The sequence below is a fragment of the Nocardioides sp. JCM 18998 genome, from assembly GCF_055391535.1.
Map to the genome: position 1 here is coordinate 4,112,696 of NZ_AP043886.1, position 20,970 is coordinate 4,133,665.

A 20,970-nucleotide genomic window follows, 5' to 3' on the forward strand; every position below is an offset into this window, starting at 1 on the left:
GCATCAGTCGAGTCCCTTCCGTCGGCCGGGCACGAACTCGCCCGTCGCGAGGCTCGCGAAGTTGGGCACGTAGGCGTCGAACCAGGGGCCGGTGCCGATGATGTTGACCAGGATCGAGGCGTACGGGCCGTAGTCCTTGATCGTGTCGCTGAGCTCCTGCTTGCGGTCGTTGAGGAACGTGATCGCCCGGTCGAGCTCGTCGAGGGCGGGACCGAGCTGCTTCTGGTTGTCCTTGGCCAGGCCGCGCAGCTGGCCGGCGAGCGAGGTCGCGTTGACGAGGAGTGCGTGGATGTCGGAGCGGCGCTTGATCAGCTCCGCGAAGATCTGGTCGCCCTGCTTCATCAGCCCGACCAGATCGCCCTTGCGCTGGTCGATCAGGTCGACCACGTGGTGGGCGTGCTGGAGCAGCTGGTCGATGTCGTCGTCGCGCGAGGCGATCGTCTGGGAGAGCCGGGCCAGCCCCTCGAAGCTGCCGCGCACCTGGGGCGCGGCCTGGTCGACGGCGCCCGCGACCGTGTTGAGCGCGGTGCCGAGCTGGCCGGTGTCGATCTTGCCGGTCGTCTCGGTGAGCTGGTCGAGGGTGCCGACGATGTCGTACCCGGCCGTGGTCCGGTCGAGCGGGATGGTCGCCCCGGCGTCGAGGTACGTGCCGCCGGCGTCGTGGGACGTGGAGCCGGGCTCGAGCCGCAGGTACTTCTCGCCGAGCAGGTTGAGCACCTCGATCGAGGCCTCCGTGTCCTGCCCGAGCTTGGCGTCCTTCACGTCGAACGCGACGTCGATGCTGGCCCCGTGGATCGTGATCGCGTCGACGCGGCCCACCCGGATGCCCGCGACCTCGACCCGGTCTCCGACGTGCAGCCCGCTCGCGTCGCTGAACCGCGCGTGGTAGGTCGTGCCCTTCATCCCGGGCAGCTTCTGCAGGTTGAAGGCCAGCACGAGGGTGACGCAGAGCGCCACGGCCGTGACGGCTCCGGCCCGCATGAGCTTCCGCTCGTCGTGGTGCGCCATCACGCATCACATCGCTTGGCGGTGCTGTAGACGGCGATGCTGTCGAGGGCCTTCTGCAACGCCTTGATCACCGGCGAGTTGTCCAGGATCTTGCCGAGCGAGGGCAGCTTGATGACGACGTCGAGGTCGCAGAGGTAGTAGTTGTACCAGCTGCCGTACGTGCCGATCCGGACCTGCGCCTCCAGCGTCTTGGGCAGCCGCTTCAGGGTGTCGTCCATCAGTGCCTGGTTGTCCGGCTTGTTCAGCGTCGTGACGATCCGGCGGAGCTGGGCGATGTCGGTCTTGGTCGCCGGCCGCACGTCGGTGAGGAGCTTGGCGAGCTGACCGCTGAGGTCGCCGATCTGGTCCACGGAGTCGCCGATCGTGGTCTTGTCCTTGGCCAGGTCGCCCATCCAGCCGTTGAGCTGGGTGAGCAGCTGCGAGAGCTGGGTGTGGTGGGCGTCGACGGTCTTCAGCGTCGAGGACAGGTTGGTGATCACCTCGCCGATCAGCTGGTCGCGATCGGCGAGGGTGCTGGTGAGCGAGGCGGTCTCCTTGAGGACGCCGGCGATCGTGCCGCCCTCCCCCTGCAGCACCTTGATCAGGTTGAGCGACAGGTCGTTGACGTCCTTCGGGTTGAGCGCCTGGAAGAGCGGCTGGAAGCCGTTGAACAGCTCGGTCAGGTTGAGCGCCGGCGTGGTCTGCGCCACCGGGATCGTGCCGCCGGGATCGAGCCGGGTGGCGCTGGCCGCCGGCCGGAGGCCGCCGTCGGCGCTCACGGTGTCGTCGCTGCCGGTGTCAGTACTGCCGGTGTCGGTGCTGCCGGTGTCGTCGCTGCCGGTGTCGGTGCTGTCAGTGCTGTCTTCGGTGAGGGCGAGGTAGCGGTCGCCGACCAGGTTGAGGTAGCGGATCTGCGCGCCGGAGGCCGTCGTCAGCGGGACGCCGTCGTCGACCCGGAAGGTGACCTTCGCCCGATCGCCGTCGTAGAGCGAGACCTTGCGCACCGAGCCCACCGAGACGCCGGCGACGCGTACGTCGTCGCCCTTCTTGAGCTCGCTGGCGCTGGTGAAGATCGCGTCGTACGTGGTCTGTCCACCGCCGCCGAGGTGGCCCATGATCACCGCGAGCAGGCCGGTCACGAGCACCGACACCGTGGTGAAGATGGCGAGCTTGATCGCGGCCGCGGCCGTCACCATGTCGCGCCTGCTGAGGCCGCCGCTCACTGCCCGATCCTCTCGATGTCGGGATGCTGGGCCGGGTCGTCCTGGGTGCCGTCCCGCATCGGGGTGTCCAGGTGCGGTGACTGCGGCGCCTTGGCGACGTCGGGCAGGCCGGCGCACCACGGGCCGTGCCCGATCGCGCCGTACTCCGGTCGGTCGGCGCGGGTGTAGGCCGGCTTCTGGGTGCCGCCCAGCGTCATCGTCTGGCTGACCCGGTCGTTGCGGAAGATCTGGTTGAGGTTGTTGGTGTAGAGGTCGAGCCCCTTGAGCAGGCAGGGGTACTCGGGCGAGTAGTCCTTGAGCAGCTTCACCAGCGGCACGGCGAGCTGGGACTCGGTGTCGAGGCTGGCCTCGTTGTCGTGCAGCAGCGACGTGGTGGCGTACGAGAGGCCGGTGACGCTGCTGAAGAGACCCTTGAGCTGGTCCTGCTTGGCGGTCACGGTCCGGGCCGTCACGGTGGCGTTGTCGAGGATCTTCACCAGGTCGGGGGCGGCCAGGTCGTAGGTGTGGGCGACGCTCGCGAAGGCCTTGATGTCGCTGGTCAGCGTCGGCAGGTGGACGTTCATCGTGCCGAGGTAGTCGTCGAGCTGGCTGATCGTCGCGCCGAGTCGCTCACCGTTGCCCTGCAGCGCCGTCGACAGCGCGGTCAGCGTGCTGTTGAGGTCCTGCGGCCGGACCGCCTCCAGCACCGGGAAGAGCCGGGCGAGGACCGACTCGAGCTCGACGCTGGTGCGGACCCGGTCGGCCGGGATCACGGTGCCGTCGCGGAGCCCGGTCGCCGCCGGCTGCGCCGGGTCGACGAGCTGGACGTACTTCTGCCCGAAGAGCGTGGTCGGCAGGATCTCGGCGTCGACGTTGCTCGGGATCTGCTTGGCCTGGTCGGGGTCGAGGCCGAGCTTGATCACCGCCTCGTGACCGTCCTGGCTGATCCCCCGGATCTGTCCGACCAGGACGCCGTGCATCCGGACGTCGCCGAACCTCGGCAGCTGGAGCCCGGCACGGTCCGCCTTGATCGTCACCCAGGTCACCGGGGTGAAGACCTTCTGGTAGACGGCGATCGCGAGGCCGATCAGCAGCGCCATCAGCAGCACGTACGCGATCCCCGCGACGAAGAGCCGGTTGTGCTCTCGGCGCGAGTCGTGTTGGACACCGACCAGCATCCCGCCGCCTACCCGGTGATCCGGACGGTGGTGGTGGAGCCCCAGATCGCGAAGCTGAGGAAGAAGTCGGCGACGACGACGGTGACGATGGAGGTGCGGATGGCCTGGCCCACCGCGCGGCCCACCCCCGCCGGCCCGCCGGAGGCGGTGTAGCCGTAGTAGCAGTGGATCAGGATCACCGCGACCGCCAGGACGACGAGCTTGAGGAAGGACCAGAGGATGTCGACGGGCGGCAGGAACGCGATGAAGTAGTGGTCGTACGTGCCCGCCGACTGGTGATAGATCAGGGTCGTGATGAGGCGCGGCGAGAGGTAGGAGGCACACAGCGCGATCACGTACAGCGGCACGACCGCGATGAAGCCGGCCGCCATCCGGGTGGTGACGAGGTAGGGCAGCGACGGGATGCCCATCGACTCCAGCGCGTCGATCTCCTCGCTGATCCGCATCGCGCCGAGACGGGCGGTGTAGCCGCAGCCGACGGTCGCGGCGAGCGCGATGGCGGAGACCAGCGGGGCGACCTCGCGGGTGTTGAAGTACGCCGAGATGAAGGCGGTGAACTTCGCGACGCCGATCTGGCTCAGCGACGCGTACCCCTGGATGCCGACCTCGGTGCCGGCGAAGAACGCCATGAAGGCGATGACGCCCGCGGTGCCCGCGATCATGCTCAGCGCGCCGGCGCCGAAGGCGACCTCGGCGAGGATGTTGAACATCTCGCGGCGGTGATGGGTGATCGCCCGCGGCGTCCAGGCCAGCGCCTTGATGTAGAAGAGCAGCTGGTCGCCGAGCTGCTCGATCCGGTTGCGGCGCTCCTTGACGATGGCGCCGGCGACCTCGCCGGCCGAGCGGCCCAACGTGCTGATCGTGGTCATCACAGACCGTCCTGCGGAACGACCTGGAAGTAGATCGCGGTGATCAGGGAGTTGAGGACGAAGAGCAGCATGAACGCGACGATCACCGACTCGTTGACCGCACGACCGACGCCGCTCGGCCCGCCGGCGGCGCGTAGCCCGTTGTGGGCGCCCACGATCGCGGCGAGGAAGCCGAAGAGGGCCGCCTTGATCATCGAGATGTAGAGGTCGGGCAGCGAGGCGAGCGCGTTGAAGCTGGAGAGGAAGGCGCCGGCGGAGCCGCCCTGGACCATCACGGTGAAGAAGTAGCCGCCCGCGATGCCGGTGGCGATCACGATGCCGTTGATCATCATCGAGACGAAGACGCAGGCCAGCACGCGCGGGGTGACCAGCCGCACGACCGGGTCGATGCCGAGCACCTCCAGGGCGTCGATCTCCTCGCGGATCTTCCTCGCGCCCATGTCGGAGCAGATCGCCGACCCCGCCGCACCGGCGATGATCAGCGCGGCCGCGATCGGGGCGGCTTCGCGGACCACGGCGAGGACCGCCGTCGCCCCTGCGAAGGACTGGGCGCCGAGCTGGCCGGTCAGGTTGCCGACCTGGAGCGAGATCACCGCGCCGAACGGGATGCTCACCAGGATGGTCGGCATCAGCGTCACGCTGGTCATGAACCAGGCCTGCTCGAGGAACTCGCGGAGCTGGAACTTCGTCGTGAAGGTCGCCCGGGCGACCTCCACCGTCATCAGGCCGATGCCGCCCATGCCACGCACGAGTGAGCCGAACTGCACCGCCATCTCGCACCTCTTCGCGTCATCGACCTGTGATCCGGCTCACCTGCGCCGCTAGTAGAACATGTTTCAGTTCTGCGGGCAACGACCTGCTGGCCCAACGACGGGAGGGGGCAAGAGTGACGGTCACCACGCGCGCTCGTACGTCCGGCGACGCACCACGTCGCCGGTCCCCGCAGGGGAGCGCCGGTGCCTCAGTCGCCCCAGAAGACCCGTTCGACGATGGCGTGCGCGTGTCGGGTGGAGCGCAGGTAGTCGTTGACCATCTCGTCGCTCGCACCCGGTGGGTAGCCGAGGATCGAGGCGACGGCGCGCCGCTCCGTGACGTTGCTCGGGAGCTGGTCCGAAGGCTTGCCCCGGACGAGCGTGATCGCGTTCCGGGTGCGGCTGACCCGGCGCCATGCCTCGCCCAGCCCCGCGGCGTCCTCGGCCGAGACCAGGTCGGCCTCCTGGGCGGCGTGAAGGGCCTCCAGGGTGCGCGGGGTGCGCAGCGCCGCGACATCGTGCGCGTGGCACATCTGCAACAGCTGCACCGTCCACTCGATGTCGGCCAGGCCGCCGCGCCCGAGCTTGAGGTGGGTCGCCGGGTCCGCGCCACGGGGCAGCCGCTCCGCGTCCACGCGACCCTTGATCCGGCGCACCTCCCGGATGTCCGTCTCGGCCAGACCGCCGACCGGATAGCGCAGCGGGTCGATCATCGCCGTGAACGCCTCCCGCAGCGCGGGGTCGCCGACGACGGCGTCGGCGCGCAGCAGCGCCTGGGCCTCCCAGACCATCGACCACTTGGCGTAGTAGGCGGCGTAGGAGTCGAGGGTGCGGATCAGCACCCCCTGGCGGCCCTCCGGACGCAGGTCGGCGTCGAGTGCGAGCGCCGGGTCCGGGCCGGGCGAGCTGAGCAGCGCCCGCAGTCGCTCCACCACGGCCCGCGCGAAGCCGGCCGCCACCTCCGCGTCGACCCCGGCCAGCGGCCGGTGCACGAAGAGGACGTCCGCGTCACTGGCGTACGAGAGCTCGAAGCCTCCGTAGCGTCCCATCGCGATGACCGCGACCCGGGTCGGAGGCTCGGCGAGACCGCGGACGGCGGCGACCTCCGCGACCACCCCGGCGAGGGCCGCCTCCAGGACCGCGTCGGTCAGGCGGGCCAGCGCGGCGCCCACCTGCTCGACGTCGAGTACGCCGGCGAGCTCGCCGGCACTGATCCGGAAGAGCTCGCGACGACGGATCCCGCGGACCAGGTGGATCGCGGCGGCAAGGTCGGTACGCCGCTCGACGATGCCGCGCATCTCGGCCGCGAGCGCCTCGCTCGACGTCGGCTCGAGCGACTCCCCCAGGATCCGCACGCCCTCCGGCTCGCGCTCCAGCAGCGCCGTCGTGTAGCGGGAGGTCGACAGGATCCGGGCCAGCCGCTCGGCGATCATGCCCTCGTCGCGCAGGGCGCGCAGGTACCACGGGCTGTCGCCGAGCGCCTCGCTGATCCGGCGGAAGCCGAAGAGCCCCATGTCGGGGTCGGGTCCCTCGGCGAACCACTGCAGCATCACCGGCAGCAGGGTCCGCTGCATGGCGGCCGCCCGGGAGACGCCGCTGACGAGGGCCTCCAGGTGCCGCAGCGCGGCGGCGGGATCGTCGTACCCGAGCGCGGTGAGCCGCTCCTCGGCAGCGGCGAGCGAGAGCCGCGCATCGGTGCCGGGGATGCGGGCGACGGCGGTCAGCAGCGGCCGGTAGAAGAGCTTCTGGTGGAGGCGGCTGACCTCCCGACGCTCCTCGGCGAGCCGCTTCTCGAGCGTGATCGCGGCATCGCGGAAGAAGCCCATCGAACGGCCGAGGACGCGCAGCGACTCCTCGTCGCGCGGCAGTACGTGGGTGCGGCGCAGACGGCGGAGCTGGATGCGGTGCTCGAGCGAGCGCAGGAAGGCGTACGCGGCGTGCAGTGCCTCGCCGTCCTCCCGCCCGACGTATCCGCCCGCGGTGAGCGCGGCGAGCGCCGACAGCGTGGTCGGGACGCGCAGCGAGTGGTCGGCGCGGCCGTGCACGAGCTGCAGCAGCTGCACCGCGAACTCCACGTCGCGCAGCCCGCCGACCCCGAGCTTGAGCTCGCGGTCGGCGTCCCTGGTCGGGATGTGGTCGACGACGCGACGGCGCATCGCCTGGGTGTCGGCGACGAAGCCGTCACGCTCCGCCGCCCGCCACACCAGCGGGGAGATCTCCTCGACGTACGACCTGCCGAGCTCGCGGTCGCCGGCGACCGGGCGGGCCTTGAGCAGCGCCTGGAACTCCCAGGTCGAGGCCCAGCGTCCGTAGTAGGCGACGTGGCCTGCGAGCGTGCGCGAGAGCGCGCCGGCCTTGCCCTCGGGACGCAGGGCCGCGTCGACCTGCCAGATCGTGCCCTCGCGGGTGTGCTCGGAGCAGATCCGCATCAGGGTGGCGGCCAGCTTGGCGGCGACGTCGTCGGGGCCCTCGTGCACGAAGATCACGTCGACGTCGGAGACGTAGTTGAGCTCGTGGGCGCCACACTTGCCCATCGCGATCACCGCCAGCCGGACCTCCTCGGCGCGCTCCACCTCCTGTCGGGCGATGTGCAGCGCCGCCTCGAGGGTGCCGGCGGCCAGGTCGGAGAGCTCGGCGGCGACGTCGTCGATGCCCATCTCGTGGCCGAGGTCGCGCGCGGCCAGCCGCAGCAGCAGCCGGCGGTAGTCGACCCGCAGGGCGTCGCGGGCCTCGGCCGGTCCGAGGCCGTCGACCGCGGCGAGCAGGTGGTCGCGCAGGAAGTACGCGGCCGGCCGGGTCGAGCCCAGCTCGGGGTCGCACAGGTCGCGCCAGTGCTCGGGATGGCGGACGAGATGGTCGCCGAGCGCCTCGGAGGCGCCGAGCACCGAGAGCAGCCGCATCGCGGTGCCCTCGTCGTCGGCCAGCTCGACGAGCAGCGTCGTCCGGTCCGGCACGGCGTCGGCGAGCCGGACCAGCGTAGCCAGCGCGAGGTCGGGGTCGGCGGTCCTGCCGAGGAGGGCGAGCAGCTCCTCCGGCAGCGGCAACCCGGTGAGGGCGGCCAGCGCGGTGTCGGTCTCGGCGAACCCGAGCCGTAGCAGCGTGCCCTTCGTCGTGGTGACCCTCGGACTCACGACAGCCTCACTCCCACAGCTCCCCTCGCGCGCCGGCCCGGCCGCGTACCATCCGGGCGAACGCCCAGGTCAGGGGCTGCCAGGCGTCGACCAGCTCCTCCCAGGCGGCGCCGACCTCGGCGATCAGCGCGGCGCCGTCGACGCCGGCCTCCTCGGGCAGCGAGTCACCGCTGCCCATCCAGGGCGCCATCGTGTCGGCGTTCGCCTCGGGGTGGAACTGGACGCCCCACACCGTCGCGGCCATCCGGGCGGCCTGCACCTCGCCGTTCGGGGTCTGCGCCAGCACGACGCTGTCGTCCGGCAGGGCGGTGACGACGTCGGCGTTCCAGTGCATCGCCCGGCCCTCGCCCGCGACCCGGTCGAAGAGCGGGTCGAGCAGCACCTCGCACCCCCAGCCGACGTCGAGCAGACCGAGCTGGCTCCCGTACGGGCTGCGCGTAACCCGCCCGCCGAGCGCGACCGCCGCCAGCTGGTGGCCGAGCCCGATGCCCAGCGTCGGGACACCCAGCTCGGCGGCCTCGCGGATCCGGTCGCGGACGATCGGCAGCCATGGACTGGTGGAGTCGTCGAGCGCGGCCATCGACCCGCCGAGGACGATCAGCCCGTGGTAGATCCGGATGGTGGGGATGCCCTCGTCGCGGTAGGGCCGGCGCTCGTCGACGGCACAGCCCATCTCCCCCAGCCAGCCGGCCATGGCGCCGACCGAGTGGGCCTCGTCGTTCAGCACGACCAACACCCGCGCCACGATGCCCTCCCCTCGGTCCTACCCGCCCGGATGCATCACATCAGAGGACGGGCAGCATCCGGCCGCGCTCGAACGGGCTGACCTGGGCGCGGTACTCGGCCCACTCGGCGCGCTTGTTGCGCAGGAAGAAGTCGTAGACGTGCTCGCCCAGGGTCTCGGCCAGGAGCTCGGAGTTCTCCGCGACGGCGATCGCCTCGTCGAGACCGCGCGGCAGCGCGTCGATCCCCAGCGCGGCCCGCTCCCGGTCGGTCAGGGCCCACACGTCGTCCTCGGCCTCGGCCGGCAGGTCGTACTCCTCCTCGATGCCCTTGAGGCCGGCCGCGAGGATCACGGCGAAGGCCAGGTAGGGGTTGCAGGCGGCGTCGAGCGTCCGGATCTCGACGCGCGTCGACTGGCCCTTGGACGGCTTGTACATCGGGACCCGGACCATCGCGGAGCGGTTGTTGTGGCCCCAGGAGATGAACGCCGGCGCCTCACCCTCGGAGACGATCCGCTTGTAGGAGTTGACCCACTGGTTGGTGACGACGCTGATCTCGGGCGCGTGCTTGAGCAGGCCGGCGATGAAGCGGCGCCCGGTGGTGGACAGCTGGTACTCGGCGCCCGGCTCGTAGAAGGCGTTCTGGTCGCCCTCGAACAGACTGACGTGGGTGTGCATGCCCGAGCCCGGGTGCTGGGTGAAGGGCTTGGGCATGAACGTCGCCCACACGCCCTGGCTGAGCGCGACCTCACGGATGACGGTGCGGAAGGTCATGATGTTGTCGGCCGTGGAGAGCGCGTCGGCGTAGCGCAGGTCGATCTCCTGCTGGCCGGGCCCGCCCTCGTGGTGGCTGTACTCGACCGAGATGCCCATCGCCTCGAGGTAGGTGATGGCCTCGCGACGGAAGTCGGCGCCGAGCGCCTGGGTGGTGTGGTCGAAGTAGCCGCTGGAGTCGACCGGGACCGGCTCCTCGCCGTCCTTCGGCTCGTTCTTGAAGACGTAGAACTCGATCTCGGGGTGGGTGTAGAAGGTGAAGCCCTTCTCGGCCGCCTTCGACAGGGTCCGCTTCAGGACGTAGCGGGGGTCTGCGTACGACGGGCTGCCGTCGGGCATCACGATGTCGCAGAACATCCGCGCGGTCGACGGGCCAGGGCCCTGGTCGCGCCACGGCAGCAGCTGGAAGGTGCTCGGGTCGGGCAGCGCGAGCATGTCCGACTCGGTGACCCGGGCGAAGCCCTCGATCGCGCTGCCGTCGAAGCCGATGCCCTCGGCGAAGGCGCCCTCGAGCTCGGCCGGCGCCACCGCCACCGACTTGAGGAAGCCGAGCACGTCGGTGAACCACAACCGCACGAACCGGACGTCGCGCTCCTCGAGCGCCCTCAGGACGAAGTCCTCCTGCTTACCCATGGGCGTGAGCCTAGTGGGACGGCGTGCCGGTTGATCGAGGTATGCAGGCGATCCTGCACTTCCCGTGCGGAATTCACCCCGGGAAGTGTGGGTTCGGCTACATACCTTGACGGACCCGCAGCCGGCTTTCCGCTCCGCGGCCACGCTGACGTACGGTGCGCGCATGAAGCGCCCCGCCGGTCTGTTCGCCGGCCTCCTCACCGCTACCGTCCTCGCCGCAGCTGTCACCCCGTCCGCCGGTGCCGCGCCGGCCACCGCTCACCGGGACAAGGTCCTCAGCAAGCCGGAGCTGCGCGCGGCGCTGCTGACGGTGAAGGACCTGCCGAAGGGGTTCAAGCTCGACAAGAAGTCGGGCAAGAAGTCGCACGACGGCGACGACGTCCAGCTGGCGAGCAAGGACCCCGACTGCCAGCAATCCCTCGAGATCGACGGACCGAAGCACTCTCCGGGACAGCTCTCGGAGGCTGAGACCGACTTCGAGCGAGATCTCGACTTCAGTTTCGAGTCGGCATCCGTCGATATCGCTGCGTTCCGCAACTCGGCGAGCGTGGTCAAGGACTTCGCGATCATCGAGCCCCTCATCCGTGCGTGCCACAAGCTCAGCATGGAGATGGGCGACGGCACCAAGATGTGGTTCAGCGTCCAGAGCAGCATGCGGCGCATCAACAGCAACCGGACCTTCGTGATGTCGTTGCGTGGTCGCTACATGGGTGTGCTGATGAACCTGGTGCAGGCAACATCGCAGGTCCACAACTATGAGGTCACGACCGTGCTCATGGGCGTCAATAAGAGCGCCGCCTCAGTGACGAAGCTGACCAGGAACCTGCTCCGTGCCCAGACCGTGAAGCTGGAGAAGCACCTCCACTGAGCCGCGCAGGACGTCATACGAAGCCCTCCGCAGCAGGGCACCCCTCGTATGACGTCACCGCCCGAGGTGCGCGCGGATCTGCGCGAGGCTCGGCACCAGGCCGGTGCCGCCCCGTCCGCCGAGGACGAGGGAGGCGGCGGCCGTGCCGAGGCGTACGGCCTGGTCCAGCGGATCGCCCAGCACGAGCCGCGCGGTGAGGGTTCCGGCCAGGCTGTCGCCCGCGCCGGTCTGGTCGACCAACCGGACCGCGGGGACGGCCGGCAGGTCGCGCACGCCGTCCGCGTCGGCGACCACGACGCCGTCCGCGCCGCGGGTCACCACCGCGGCCTGCGCGCCGAGGCCGAGCAGGATCCGGGCAGCATGGTGCGGGTCGTCCGTGTCGAGCAGGACACCGGTCTCCCCCGGTGCCGCCGGAGTGATGGCGCGCGCCCGCGGGGCGACCGCGCGCAGGACACCGGCCGCCTCCTCGGGCGTGGTCAGCCGCGGCCGGTAGTTGGGGTCGTAGACCAGGCATGCTGCGCGATGGGCGACCTCCAGCACCGCCGCCCGCGAGGAGGCGGAGAGCGCCGCGGTGACACCGCTGGTCAGCACCGCGCCGACCGCCTCCAGCCCCGCCTCCGCCACGTCCTCGGGACCGAGGGTCGAGCCGGCGCTGCCGCGCCGCAGGTAGACGAACTCGCGCCCACCGGTCGGGTCGGCGTGCACGACGTACGCCCCCTGCTGGCCCGGCACCCGCCGCACCAGCGAGGTGTCGATGCCGAGCTGGCCGAGCCGCTCCTCGATGACGTCGCCGAGCTCGTCGTCGGCGATCCGGGCGAGGATGCCCGTACGGGCTCCCGCCGCAGCCGCCGCGGCGGCGGCGTTGAGCGCGTCGCCCGAGACGCCGAGCGTGAGCGACGCACCGTCTGCGAGCGGCGCATCCGAGGCGAGCTCGACGAGGATCTCGCCGACGACCACCACATCCAGACCCATCAGCCGACTCCTTCATCCGGTGGCGCGAGGTGCAACGGCACCATTGAGGCAGCGAGACGATCGCACGGCAAGCGGTTGCCATCAGTTGCCACACGGCCGTACCGTCCGGTGGCACGACTCGGAGGCAGGCACGGATGAGCGACAAGAGCCCCACCATCTACGACGTCGCCCGAGCAGCGGGGGTGGCGCCCTCGACCGTGTCGCGGGCCTTCTCCCGCCCCGACCGGGTGAACGCGGAGACCGCGGCACGGATCCGCACGATCGCCGCCGAGCTGGGCTACCGCACCAACCCCCTGGCCCGCGCCCTGCCCACCGGGCGGACCTCGATGATCGCCCTGGCCACCGCCGACATCACCAACCCCTACTACTTCGAGATCATCCGCGGCGCCCAGAGCGCGGCCGCCGAGCGCGGCTACACCACTCTGCTCTCCGACGCCCAGGAGTCGGTGGTCCGGGAGCGCGAGTCGCTGGAGCGGGCGATCCCGACGGTCGAGGGCATCGTGCTGGCGAGCACTCGGATGTCGGACAGCGCGATCAGGATGGTGGCCAAGCAGCGGCCGCTGATCGCGATCAACCGCGACATCACCGACGTGCCCCACGTGATGGCCGACCACGCCATGTCCGTACGCCAGGCCGTCGACCACCTCGTCGGGCTCGGTCACCGCCAGATCACCTACCTCTCGGGCCCCGAGGCGTCGTGGGTCAACGCGATGCGCTGGCGCACCCTGCGAACCTACGCGGTCGAGCGCGAAGCGCAGGTGCGACGCGTCGGCCCGTACCCGCCGACGGCCACCGGCGGACGGCACGCCGCCGAGGAGTTCCGCGAGCACCGCACCAGCGCTGTGATCGCCTACAACGACCTGGTCGCGATCGGCTTCATCCGCCGGCTGGTCTCCTTCGGCGCGCGGGTGCCGCAGGACGTGAGCGTGGTCGGCTTCGACAACATCTTCGTCTCCCAGCTGACCTCCCCGGAGATCACCACGGTGGCACCTCCGCTGCGCACGCTGGGGTCGATGGCCGTGCACAACCTGCTCGCGCTGATCGGCGGCGCGACGCCGACGGCGGTACGCCCGCTCGCGCTGCCCACCCGGCTCTACGTACGGGACTCGACCGCCGCCGCACCGTCGCGCCGCCGGGCCTGGCGGACCAGCTCCCCACCGGCCACGCGGGAGCCCGCGACAACTCGTGGCAACCGATTGCAGTCGCCCGGCTGAGGCTCTTCGATGGCAACATGTCGAGCCCAGGAACGCACCGGGGAGCCCCGCGTCTGCACCCCGACCGGCTGCTGCCCGCCGATCCCGGCGTCCGCGCCATCGCCCGCGAGCTCTACGGCGCGGTCAAGGACCTGCCGATCCTCTCCCCGCACGGCCATGTGCCGGCGAGGCTGCTGCTCGACGACGCGCCGTTCGACGATCCGGCGGCGCTGCTGGTCACGCCCGACCACTACGTCACGCGGCTGCTGCACGCCCACGGCGTGCCGCTGTCGCATCTGGGGGTGGGCCGCGGGGCGCTGAGCGAGGCGGACTCCCGTACCGCCTGGCGTCTCCTGTGCGAGCACTGGTCGCTCTTCCGCGCCACGCCGGTGCGCTTCTGGCTCGAGGCGGAGCTGGGCGAGATCTTCGAGGTCACCGAGCAGCCGTCGGCGGCGAGCGCCGATGCGCTGTACGACCGGATCGCCGACTGCCTGGCCCGGCCGGAGTTCCGGCCGCGGGCGCTCTTCGAGCGCTTCGGGATCGAGTTCCTGGCGACCACCGACGACCCCTGCGACGACCTGGCCGCCCACCGCGCGCTGGCCGACGACCCGACGTTCTCCGGACGGGTGGCGCCGACCTTCCGGCCGGATCGCTACCTCGAGCCGGAGCGCGCGACGTGGCGTACGGACGTACGCCGCCTCGGCGAGGTCGCCGGGATCGAGACGGGCGACTACGCGGGCTACCTCGCGGCCCTGGAGTCGCGCCGACGGTTCTTCCTCGAGCACGGCGCGGTCTCGACCGACCACGGCCATGCGGACGCCGTGGCGGAGCCACTGACCACGGCCGACGCCGGGCGGATCTTCGCCGCGGCGCTCGCCGGTGAGGCCACCGCCGCCGAGGCGGTCGCGTTCCGACGCCACATGATCGTCGAGATGGCCCGGATGTCCTGCGAGGACGGCCTGGTGATGACGCTGCACCCCGGGTCCGTGCGCAACCACCACAGCGCGACCTTCGAGGCGTACGGCGCCGATGTCGGCTGCGACATCCCGCAGGCCGTGGAGTTCACCCGTGCGCTGCGCCCGCTGTTGGAACGCTTCGGCACCCATCCCGGCCTGCGCCTGGTCCTGTTCACCCTCGACGAGACGGTCTGGTCGCGCGAGCTCGCACCGCTGGCAGGCTTCTACCCCTCGGTCTACGTCGGCGCACCGTGGTGGTTCCTCGACGCCCCCGACGCGATCCGGCGCTTCCGGGGCGCGGTGAGCGAGACGATCGGCTTCAGCCGCACCTCCGGCTTCATCGACGACACCCGGGCGTTCTGCTCGATCCCGGCGCGGCACGACATGGCCCGGCGCCTCGACGCGGGCTATCTCGCCGGGCTGGTCGCCGAGCACCGGCTCGACCTCGACGAGGCGCTGGAGACGGCGATCGCCCTGGTCGACGAGCAGCCACGCAAGGCGTTCCGGCTGTGAGCGCCACGGCACTGACGCGGGCGGCGCTGGGTCGCACCACGCCGCCGGTCGCCGCCGTGCATCTCGGCCTCGGTGCGTTCTTCCGCGCCCACCAGGCCGCCTACACCGCGCTCGCGCCCGACGCCGACGCCTGGGGCTTCGCCGCCTTCTCCGGCCGCAGCGCGGAGCTGGCCGCGCAGCTCGAGGCACAGGGCGGCCTCTACACCCTGCTGCAACGCGCGCCGGGCGGCGACGAGGCCGGCGTCGTCGGGTCGGTGGCGCGGGCGTACGCCGGTGGCGATCAGCGATCGTGGCTGGCCACCATGGCCTCCCCCGACGTGAGGCTGATGACGCTCACCGTGACCGAGTCCGCCTACCGCCGCGACGCGGCCGGCGGCCTGGACCTCGCGGCCGAGGACGTGGCGGCCGATCTGGCCGACCTGCGGCGCGGTCCCGCCTCCGCGCTCCGCACCGTCCCCGGTCGCCTGGTCGCCGGCCTCGCCGCCCGGGCTCGGGCGGGCGGCGAGGCGCTGGCGGTCGTGCCGTGCGACAACCTGCCGGACAACGGCGCGGTCGTCCGGCGGGTCGTCACCGAGCTCGCCGACGCGACCGGCGACGCCGACCTGTCGTCCTGGATCGCCGCCCACGTCTCGTTCGTCGGCACCGAGGTCGACCGGATCACGCCGCGTACGACCGCCGTCGACGTCGACGCGGTGCGCGCGCTGACCGGGCGCCACGACGCGTGCCCGGTCGTCACCGAGCCCTTCACCGAGTGGACCCTCGCCGGCACCTTCCCCGGCGGGCGCCCCGCCTGGGAGGCCGCGGGCGCGCGGTTCGTCGAGGACGTCACCCCGTACGAGGCTCGCAAGCTGCGCCTGCTCAACGGTGCCCACTCGCTGCTCGCCTACGCGGGCGGAGCGCTCGGTCACACCACCGTGGCCGAGGCCATCGCCGACCCGCGGTGTCGCGGGTGGGTCGAGGAGTGGTGGGACGAGGCGACCGAGCACCTCACCCTGCCCGCCGACGTCCTGGCCGGCTACCGGGCGGCCCTGGTCGAGCGGTTCGCGAACCCCGGGATCCGGCACCTCCTCGCGCAGATCGCGATGGACGGCTCCCAGAAGCTGCCCGTGCGGACGGTCCCGACCGTGCTCGCCGAACGGGCCGCGGGTCGCAGCGGCAGCGCCGGCGCCCGCTCCCTCGGCGCCTGGATCGCGCATCTGCGGGGCCGCGGCGCCCCGGTCCACGACCCCCGCGCCGACGAGCTCGTCGCCCTCGCGAGCGCCCCGCTCGCCGACGCCGTCCCCCGGGTGCTCGCCGCACTCGACCCCCGACTCGCCGACGACCAGGCCCTGGTCGCCGTCACCGCCTTCCACACCGAGGAGCTCAGCCGATGAGGATCACCGACGTCCAGGTCATCGTGACCTGCCCGGGCCGCAACTTCGTCACGGTCCGGATCACCACCGACGACGGCGTCACCGGCGTCGGCGACGCGACGCTCAACGGCCGCGAGCTGGCCGTCGTCTCCTACCTCCAGGACCACGTCGCGCCGCAGCTGATCGGGCGCGACCCGATGCGGATCGACGACACCTGGCACTACCTCTACCGTGGCGCGTACTGGCGTCGGGGGCCGGTCACGATGACGGCGATCGCCGGCATCGACACCGCCCTGTGGGACATCAAGGGCAAGGTCGCCGGCCTGCCGGTCTACCAGCTGCTCGGCGGCCGGGCACGCGACGGGATCACCGTCTACGGGCACGCGACCGGCGCCACCATCGAGGAGACGGTCGAGGACGCCGCCGGCTACCTCGCCCGCGGCTATCGGGCCGTCCGGCTGCAGTCGTCGATCCCAGGTCTGGACTCGACGTACGGCATCGGCGGCGTCACGGCCGCGGGCGCCCACTCCTACGAGCCGGCCGACGCGGCACTGCCCACCGAGAACGTGTGGGACACCGACGCCTACCTCGCGCACGTGCCGTCGCTGTTCGAGCTGGCGCGCCGCGAGCTCGGCCCCACGCCGAAGCTGCTGCACGACGTCCACCACCGGCTCACCCCGAACGAGGCGGCGCGGCTGGGCAAGGAGCTCGAGCCCTACCACCTGACCTGGATGGAGGACCCGGTGCCGGCCGAGATGCAGGACGGCTATCGCCACCTGCGGGCCCACACCACCACCCCGATCGCGACCGGCGAGGTGTTCTCCTCGATCTACGACTGCGAGACGCTGATCCGCGAGCGGCTGATCGACTACATCCGCACCACCGTCGTGCACGCCGGTGGCATCACCCATCTGCGCCGGATCTTCGACCTCGCAGCGCTGTACGACATCCGCTCGGGCTCGCACGGCGCCACCGACCTCTCGCCGGTCTGCCTCGCGGCGGCACTGCAGGTCGACACCGCGATCCCGAACTTCGGGCTCCAGGAGTACATGCCGCACACGCCGGAGACCGACGAGGTCTTCCCGCACTCCTACCGGTTCGAGGACGGCCTCATGTACGCGAGTGAGGAGCCGGGCCTGGGCGTCGACATCGACCTGGAGAAGGCCGCGCTCTACCCGTACAAGCCCGCCTCGCTGCCGGTGAACCGGCTGCGCGACGGGACGATGTTCCACTGGTGATCGCCACCGGCTGAGCCTCGCGACCGAGGCGTCAGGTCGCCAGCAGGGCCAACGCGCCGAGCGCGACCAGCCACGAGACGAAGCTGCCGACCAGGAAGTACTCGGTCACCTCGTCGATGCTCGGCCCCTCCTCCCCGCGGAAGGACTGCAGCTCCGGCCAGCGGATGAGTCCCTTGGCGGCGATCACCAGGCCGGCGGCGGTGGCTTGCCCGGCGACGCCGAGACCGAGGATGACCAGCCGCTCCATCGGGCCGAGCAGGCGCCCGCCCTTGAGCGTGCGGCCGGTGGCTGGCGGGGTCGAGCCCGTCACGGTGAGCACGAGCCGCACGATGGTGTTGCCGGTGGTCAGCTGGATGAGCAGCACGCCGAGGAGGAGCAGGGCGTGGTCGGGGTCGGTCGTCGCGAGGTGGGGCAGCCGGGAGCGGGTGAGCCAGTGCTCCACCGCTCCGCCCGCGGTCGAGGCCCACGCGGTGCACAACAGCGCGGCGAGCAGGGCGACGGCGAGCGTGCCGATCGCCGCGCGGGGGTGGCGCGGCGCGAGCAGGGACCAGGCCAGCACGACCAGGATGCCGACGATCATCGCGACGATGTCGGCCGCCGCGGTCAGGTCGGCGAGCAGCCCGAGCAGCACCGCCGCAGCCGCACCGAGACCGCCGGCGAGGCCCGCTCGCGCGCCGAGCGAGCGGATGGCGTCGCTCGCCCCGATCCCGACGAGCAGCAGCGCGACCCAGCTCATCCGAGCCGCCGGTCGGCCTCGGCCAGCACCGCCAGACCGTCGCGCCGGATCCGCTGGGAGACGGCGGACGGGCTGACGCCGAGGTCGTGGGCGAGGTCGCGCTGGCTCATGCCTCGCAGCATGCCATCGAGCACCGACAGCGACGCGGGAGCAAGATCGGCGAGCAGCTCGTCGCGGGTCATCAGGGCGGCCCCGACCAGCGCGGGGTCAGCGCCGTCTGTGGAGCCCTCGGCGCGCTCGTACGCCGTCCGCAGCCGGCGCAGAGCCGGATCGGCCTCGTAGCGCGCGACCGCCTCGATCGCCTCGCGCGCGGCCCACCAGCCCGGGCCGTCCTCGACCCGCGGCGACTCCTCGAGCACCTCGACCCCGCCCCAGCCGATGCCGTGCCGCACCTCGATCCCGGGTGCGAGCCACAGCCGCAGGCGCAGGGTCGCGGCGATGGCGGCCCCGACCGTGGCGAAGCAGCCCTGGTACTCGTCGCCCACCGTCACCCGCAGCGGGGTGGTCGGCGCCAGCTCGTCGTTGACCCGCTCGAGGGTCGCCGTCAGGCGCGCGTGCAGCGCGCCTCGGCTCGCCTCCCTGCGCGATCCGACGACGTCGCCGATCACCGTTGCCACCGTCTCCATAGGAAGAGGATACCTTCAGATTGACAAAATGAAGATATTGACTTCATTACCGCTCGATGAAGCCGAGACCTTCACCGATCAGGCTCTCGGAACGCGCGCCTCCAGCTCGGCGAGCCAGACCGCCGCGCTGGCGTCCGACGGCATCCGCCAGTCGCCACGAGGCGACATCGTGCCGCCGTTGCTGACCTTCGGCCCGTTCGGCAGCGCCGAGCGCTTGAACTGGTTGGCGAAGAACCGCTTGATGAAGACCTCGAGCCAGTGCCGGATCTCGCTCAGCTCGTAGCTGACGTGCCGCGACTCGGGCAGACCCACCGGCCACTCGCCGTTCGACGCGTCGTGCCACGCCTGCCAGGCCAGATACGCGATCTTCGAGGGGTTGTAGCCGTGCCGGACCACGTGGAAGAGGGTGAAGTCCTGCAGCGCGTACGGCCCGACCATCGCCTCGGTGGACTGGATCGCCCCGGTGTCCGCGGAAGCCGGCACCAGCTCGGGGCTGATCTCCTGCTCGACGATCGTCGCCAGCACCGCGTTGGTCGCCCCATCCTCACCAGAGTCGAACTTGCCCGATGAGATCACCCAGCGGATCAGGTGCTGGATCAGCGTCTTCGGCACGCCCGCGTTGACGTTGTAGTGCGACATCTGGTCGCCGACGCCGTACGTGCACCACCCGAGCGCGAGCTCGGAGAGGTCGCCGGTGCCGACCACGATCCCGCCGCGCTGGTTGGCCAGCCGGAAGAGGTAGTCGTACCGCAGGCCCGCCTGGACGTTCTCGAACGTCACGTCGTAGACGCTCGGATCGATCGCCGCGCCCTCGGTCGCCGCGCCCCCGGTGGTCGAGCCCTCCGTGGTCGAGCCCTCGGTGGTCGAGCCCTCGGTGGTGGTCGAGCCTGTCGAGACCCCGAACGGGTGTCCCATGTCCTTGAGCATCTGCGTGGCCGTCGGGCGGATGTCGAGCGTCTCGTACGTCGTCCCCAGCGACGCCATCAGCGCGTTGGCGCTCGCGAGCGTGGAGTCCGACGTGGCGAAGCCCGGCATGGTGAAGGCCAGGATGTCGCTGCGCGGGCGGCCGAGCCGGTCCATCGCGTCCGCGGCGACGATCAGCGCGTGGGTGGAGTCGAGTCCACCGCTGACGCCGATGACGACCTTCGTGCCGGGGCCGATCGCGCGCAGCCGGCCGACCAGTCCGTGGACCTGGATGTTGTAGGCCTCGTAGCAGTCCTGCGCGAGCCGGGCCGGGTCGTCGGGGACGAACGGGAAGCGGTCGACCTTACGCTTCAGCGCCATCGCCTCCAGCGGAGGCTCGAGCTCGAACTCGACGGTGTGGAACAGGTCGACGTCCCCGCCGCGCTCGGCGAGCGTGCGCCGGTTGTCGTCGAAGGTGCCCTGCCGGATCCGCTCGGCGCGGATCCGGTCGAGGTCGATGTCGACGACCGTACGGCCCGGCCCGTCGAGGAACCGCTCGCTCTCCCCCACCAGCTCGCCGAGCTCGTAGACCATCGTCTGGCCGTCCCAGGACAGATCGGTCGTCGACTCGCCCACGCCGGCCGCGGTGTAGACGTACGCTGCCGTGCAACGGGCCGAGGAGCCGGCGACGAGACGGCGCCTCTCCTCGGATCGACCGACGGTGATGGGGCTGGCGCTGAGGTTGAGCAGCACCGTCGCACCGGCGAGCGCCGCGCGCGCCGAGGGTGGCACCGGCACCCACATGTCCTCGCAGATCTCCACGTGGAAGGTCAGCCCCGGCACGTCGGTGGCGCGGAAGAGGAGCTGCGGGGAGACGGCGACCTCGACCCCGCCGATGTCGATGAGCGACTCGACGTCGTCGCCCGGAGCGAACCAGCGGCGTTCGTAGAACTCGCGGTAGGTCGGCAGGTACGACTTCGGGACGACGCCGAGGATCTCGCCGCGATGGATCACCACGGCGGTGTTGAGGACGCGGTTGCCGTGCAGCAGCGGCGCGCCCACGACGAGCACCGGCAGCAGTTCCTCGCTGGCCAGGGCGATCGACTGGATCGCGCTGACCACGGCGTCGAGCAGCGGCTGCTGCAGGAAGAGGTCGTCGATCGCGTACCCGCTCAGGGACAGCTCGGGGAAGACCGCGACCGCGACGCCGTCGTCGTGGCAGGCGCGGGCCTGCTCGATGACCGTACGGGCGTTGGTGGCCGGATCGGCGGTCGCGACCGGGATGGTGCACGCCGCGACCCGGGCGAAGCCATGCGCGTACGGCGAGTAGAAGTCCACCCGCGGAGCCTATCGGGGTCAAATCAG

Annotated in this window: 17 protein-coding genes; 5 read left to right on the top strand and 12 right to left on the bottom strand. The window is 71.4% G+C overall.

The genetic code is table 11. The features are described 5' to 3' along the window. Positions 1-3: 3 nt before the first annotated feature. The 8 genes from ACZ5L9_RS19325 to ACZ5L9_RS19360 form a co-directional block, all read right to left on the bottom strand. Positions 4-1,008, bottom strand: a complete 1,005-nt coding sequence (locus tag ACZ5L9_RS19325; protein ID WP_464531176.1) for an MCE family protein — start codon at positions 1,006-1,008, stop codon at positions 4-6. Further along, positions 1,008-2,210, bottom strand: coding sequence for an MCE family protein (locus tag ACZ5L9_RS19330; RefSeq protein WP_464531180.1), 1,203 nt, complete (start codon positions 2,208-2,210; stop codon positions 1,008-1,010). The genes ACZ5L9_RS19325 and ACZ5L9_RS19330 overlap by 1 nt, the downstream gene beginning before the upstream one ends. Beyond that, positions 2,207-3,367: an MCE family protein gene (locus tag ACZ5L9_RS19335; protein ID WP_464531185.1), complete on the bottom strand. Its 1,161-nt coding sequence runs from the start codon at positions 3,365-3,367 to the stop codon at positions 2,207-2,209. The genes ACZ5L9_RS19330 and ACZ5L9_RS19335 overlap by 4 nt, the downstream gene beginning before the upstream one ends. Before the next feature lie 8 nt (positions 3,368-3,375). Then, on the bottom strand, positions 3,376-4,236 hold the full coding sequence (locus tag ACZ5L9_RS19340) for an ABC transporter permease (protein WP_464531189.1): 861 nt from the start codon (positions 4,234-4,236) through the stop codon (positions 3,376-3,378). Continuing rightward, positions 4,236-5,009 carry an MlaE family ABC transporter permease gene (locus ACZ5L9_RS19345; protein ID WP_464531193.1) on the bottom strand — a complete coding sequence of 258 codons (774 nt, stop codon included), beginning with the start codon at positions 5,007-5,009 and terminating at the stop codon, positions 4,236-4,238. The genes ACZ5L9_RS19340 and ACZ5L9_RS19345 overlap by 1 nt, the downstream gene beginning before the upstream one ends. A gap of 188 nt (positions 5,010-5,197) precedes the next feature. Further along, positions 5,198-8,119 (bottom strand): bifunctional [glutamine synthetase] adenylyltransferase/[glutamine synthetase]-adenylyl-L-tyrosine phosphorylase, encoded by a 2,922-nt coding sequence (locus ACZ5L9_RS19350; protein ID WP_464531198.1) that lies wholly within the window; start codon positions 8,117-8,119, stop codon positions 5,198-5,200. 7 nt (positions 8,120-8,126) lie between these two features. After that, positions 8,127-8,855 (bottom strand): type 1 glutamine amidotransferase, encoded by a 729-nt coding sequence (locus tag ACZ5L9_RS19355; protein WP_464531202.1) that lies wholly within the window; start codon positions 8,853-8,855, stop codon positions 8,127-8,129. Between the two features lie 49 nt (positions 8,856-8,904). After that, positions 8,905-10,248 carry a glutamine synthetase family protein gene (locus ACZ5L9_RS19360; protein WP_464531206.1) on the bottom strand — a complete coding sequence of 448 codons (1,344 nt, stop codon included), beginning with the start codon at positions 10,246-10,248 and terminating at the stop codon, positions 8,905-8,907. A gap of 163 nt (positions 10,249-10,411) precedes the next feature. On the opposite strand from ACZ5L9_RS19360, the gene ACZ5L9_RS19365 reads away from it, so the two are divergent. Beyond that, a complete protein-coding gene (locus tag ACZ5L9_RS19365; RefSeq protein WP_464531210.1) occupies positions 10,412-11,116 on the top strand; it encodes a hypothetical protein in 705 nt (234 codons plus the stop codon). A gap of 54 nt (positions 11,117-11,170) precedes the next feature. Here the strand turns inward: ACZ5L9_RS19365 and ACZ5L9_RS19370 are convergent, their stop codons facing one another. Further along, positions 11,171-12,088, bottom strand: a complete 918-nt coding sequence (locus ACZ5L9_RS19370; RefSeq protein ID WP_464531215.1) for a sugar kinase — start codon at positions 12,086-12,088, stop codon at positions 11,171-11,173. A 134-nt stretch (positions 12,089-12,222) separates the two neighbouring features. Between ACZ5L9_RS19370 and ACZ5L9_RS19375 the strand changes: the two genes are divergently transcribed. Genes ACZ5L9_RS19375 through manD form a run of 4 tightly spaced genes read left to right on the top strand, consistent with a single transcriptional unit; the run spans position 12,223 to position 17,340 of the window. Then, positions 12,223-13,302: a LacI family DNA-binding transcriptional regulator gene (locus ACZ5L9_RS19375; RefSeq protein ID WP_464531219.1), complete on the top strand. Its 1,080-nt coding sequence runs from the start codon at positions 12,223-12,225 to the stop codon at positions 13,300-13,302. Between the two features lie 17 nt (positions 13,303-13,319). Beyond that, the gene (gene uxaC, locus ACZ5L9_RS19380) at positions 13,320-14,750 is read left to right on the top strand and encodes a glucuronate isomerase (protein ID WP_464531223.1); all 1,431 of its coding nucleotides are present in this window, start codon (positions 13,320-13,322) and stop codon (positions 14,748-14,750) included. Continuing rightward, entirely contained in the window at positions 14,747-16,123 is a 1,377-nt protein-coding gene (locus ACZ5L9_RS19385; protein WP_464531227.1) for a mannitol dehydrogenase family protein, read from the top strand. The genes uxaC and ACZ5L9_RS19385 overlap by 4 nt, the downstream gene beginning before the upstream one ends. Then, complete coding sequence (gene manD / locus ACZ5L9_RS19390; RefSeq protein ID WP_464531231.1) at positions 16,120-17,340, top strand: D-mannonate dehydratase ManD; 1,221 nt, start codon at positions 16,120-16,122, stop codon at positions 17,338-17,340. The genes ACZ5L9_RS19385 and manD overlap by 4 nt, the downstream gene beginning before the upstream one ends. A 31-nt stretch (positions 17,341-17,371) precedes the next feature. On the opposite strand, the gene ACZ5L9_RS19395 is transcribed toward manD, so the two are convergent. From ACZ5L9_RS19395 to ACZ5L9_RS19405, 3 genes are all read right to left on the bottom strand, one after another. Further along, positions 17,372-18,076, bottom strand: a complete 705-nt coding sequence (locus tag ACZ5L9_RS19395; RefSeq protein ID WP_464531235.1) for a hypothetical protein — start codon at positions 18,074-18,076, stop codon at positions 17,372-17,374. Then, on the bottom strand, positions 18,073-18,702 hold the full coding sequence (locus ACZ5L9_RS19400; protein WP_464531238.1) for a SatD family protein: 630 nt from the start codon (positions 18,700-18,702) through the stop codon (positions 18,073-18,075). Before ACZ5L9_RS19400 ends, ACZ5L9_RS19395 begins: the two co-directional genes overlap by 4 nt. Before the next feature lie 78 nt (positions 18,703-18,780). Continuing rightward, positions 18,781-20,943, bottom strand: a complete 2,163-nt coding sequence (locus ACZ5L9_RS19405; RefSeq protein ID WP_464531242.1) for an NAD(+) synthase — start codon at positions 20,941-20,943, stop codon at positions 18,781-18,783. Positions 20,944-20,970: the final 27 nt, after the last annotated feature.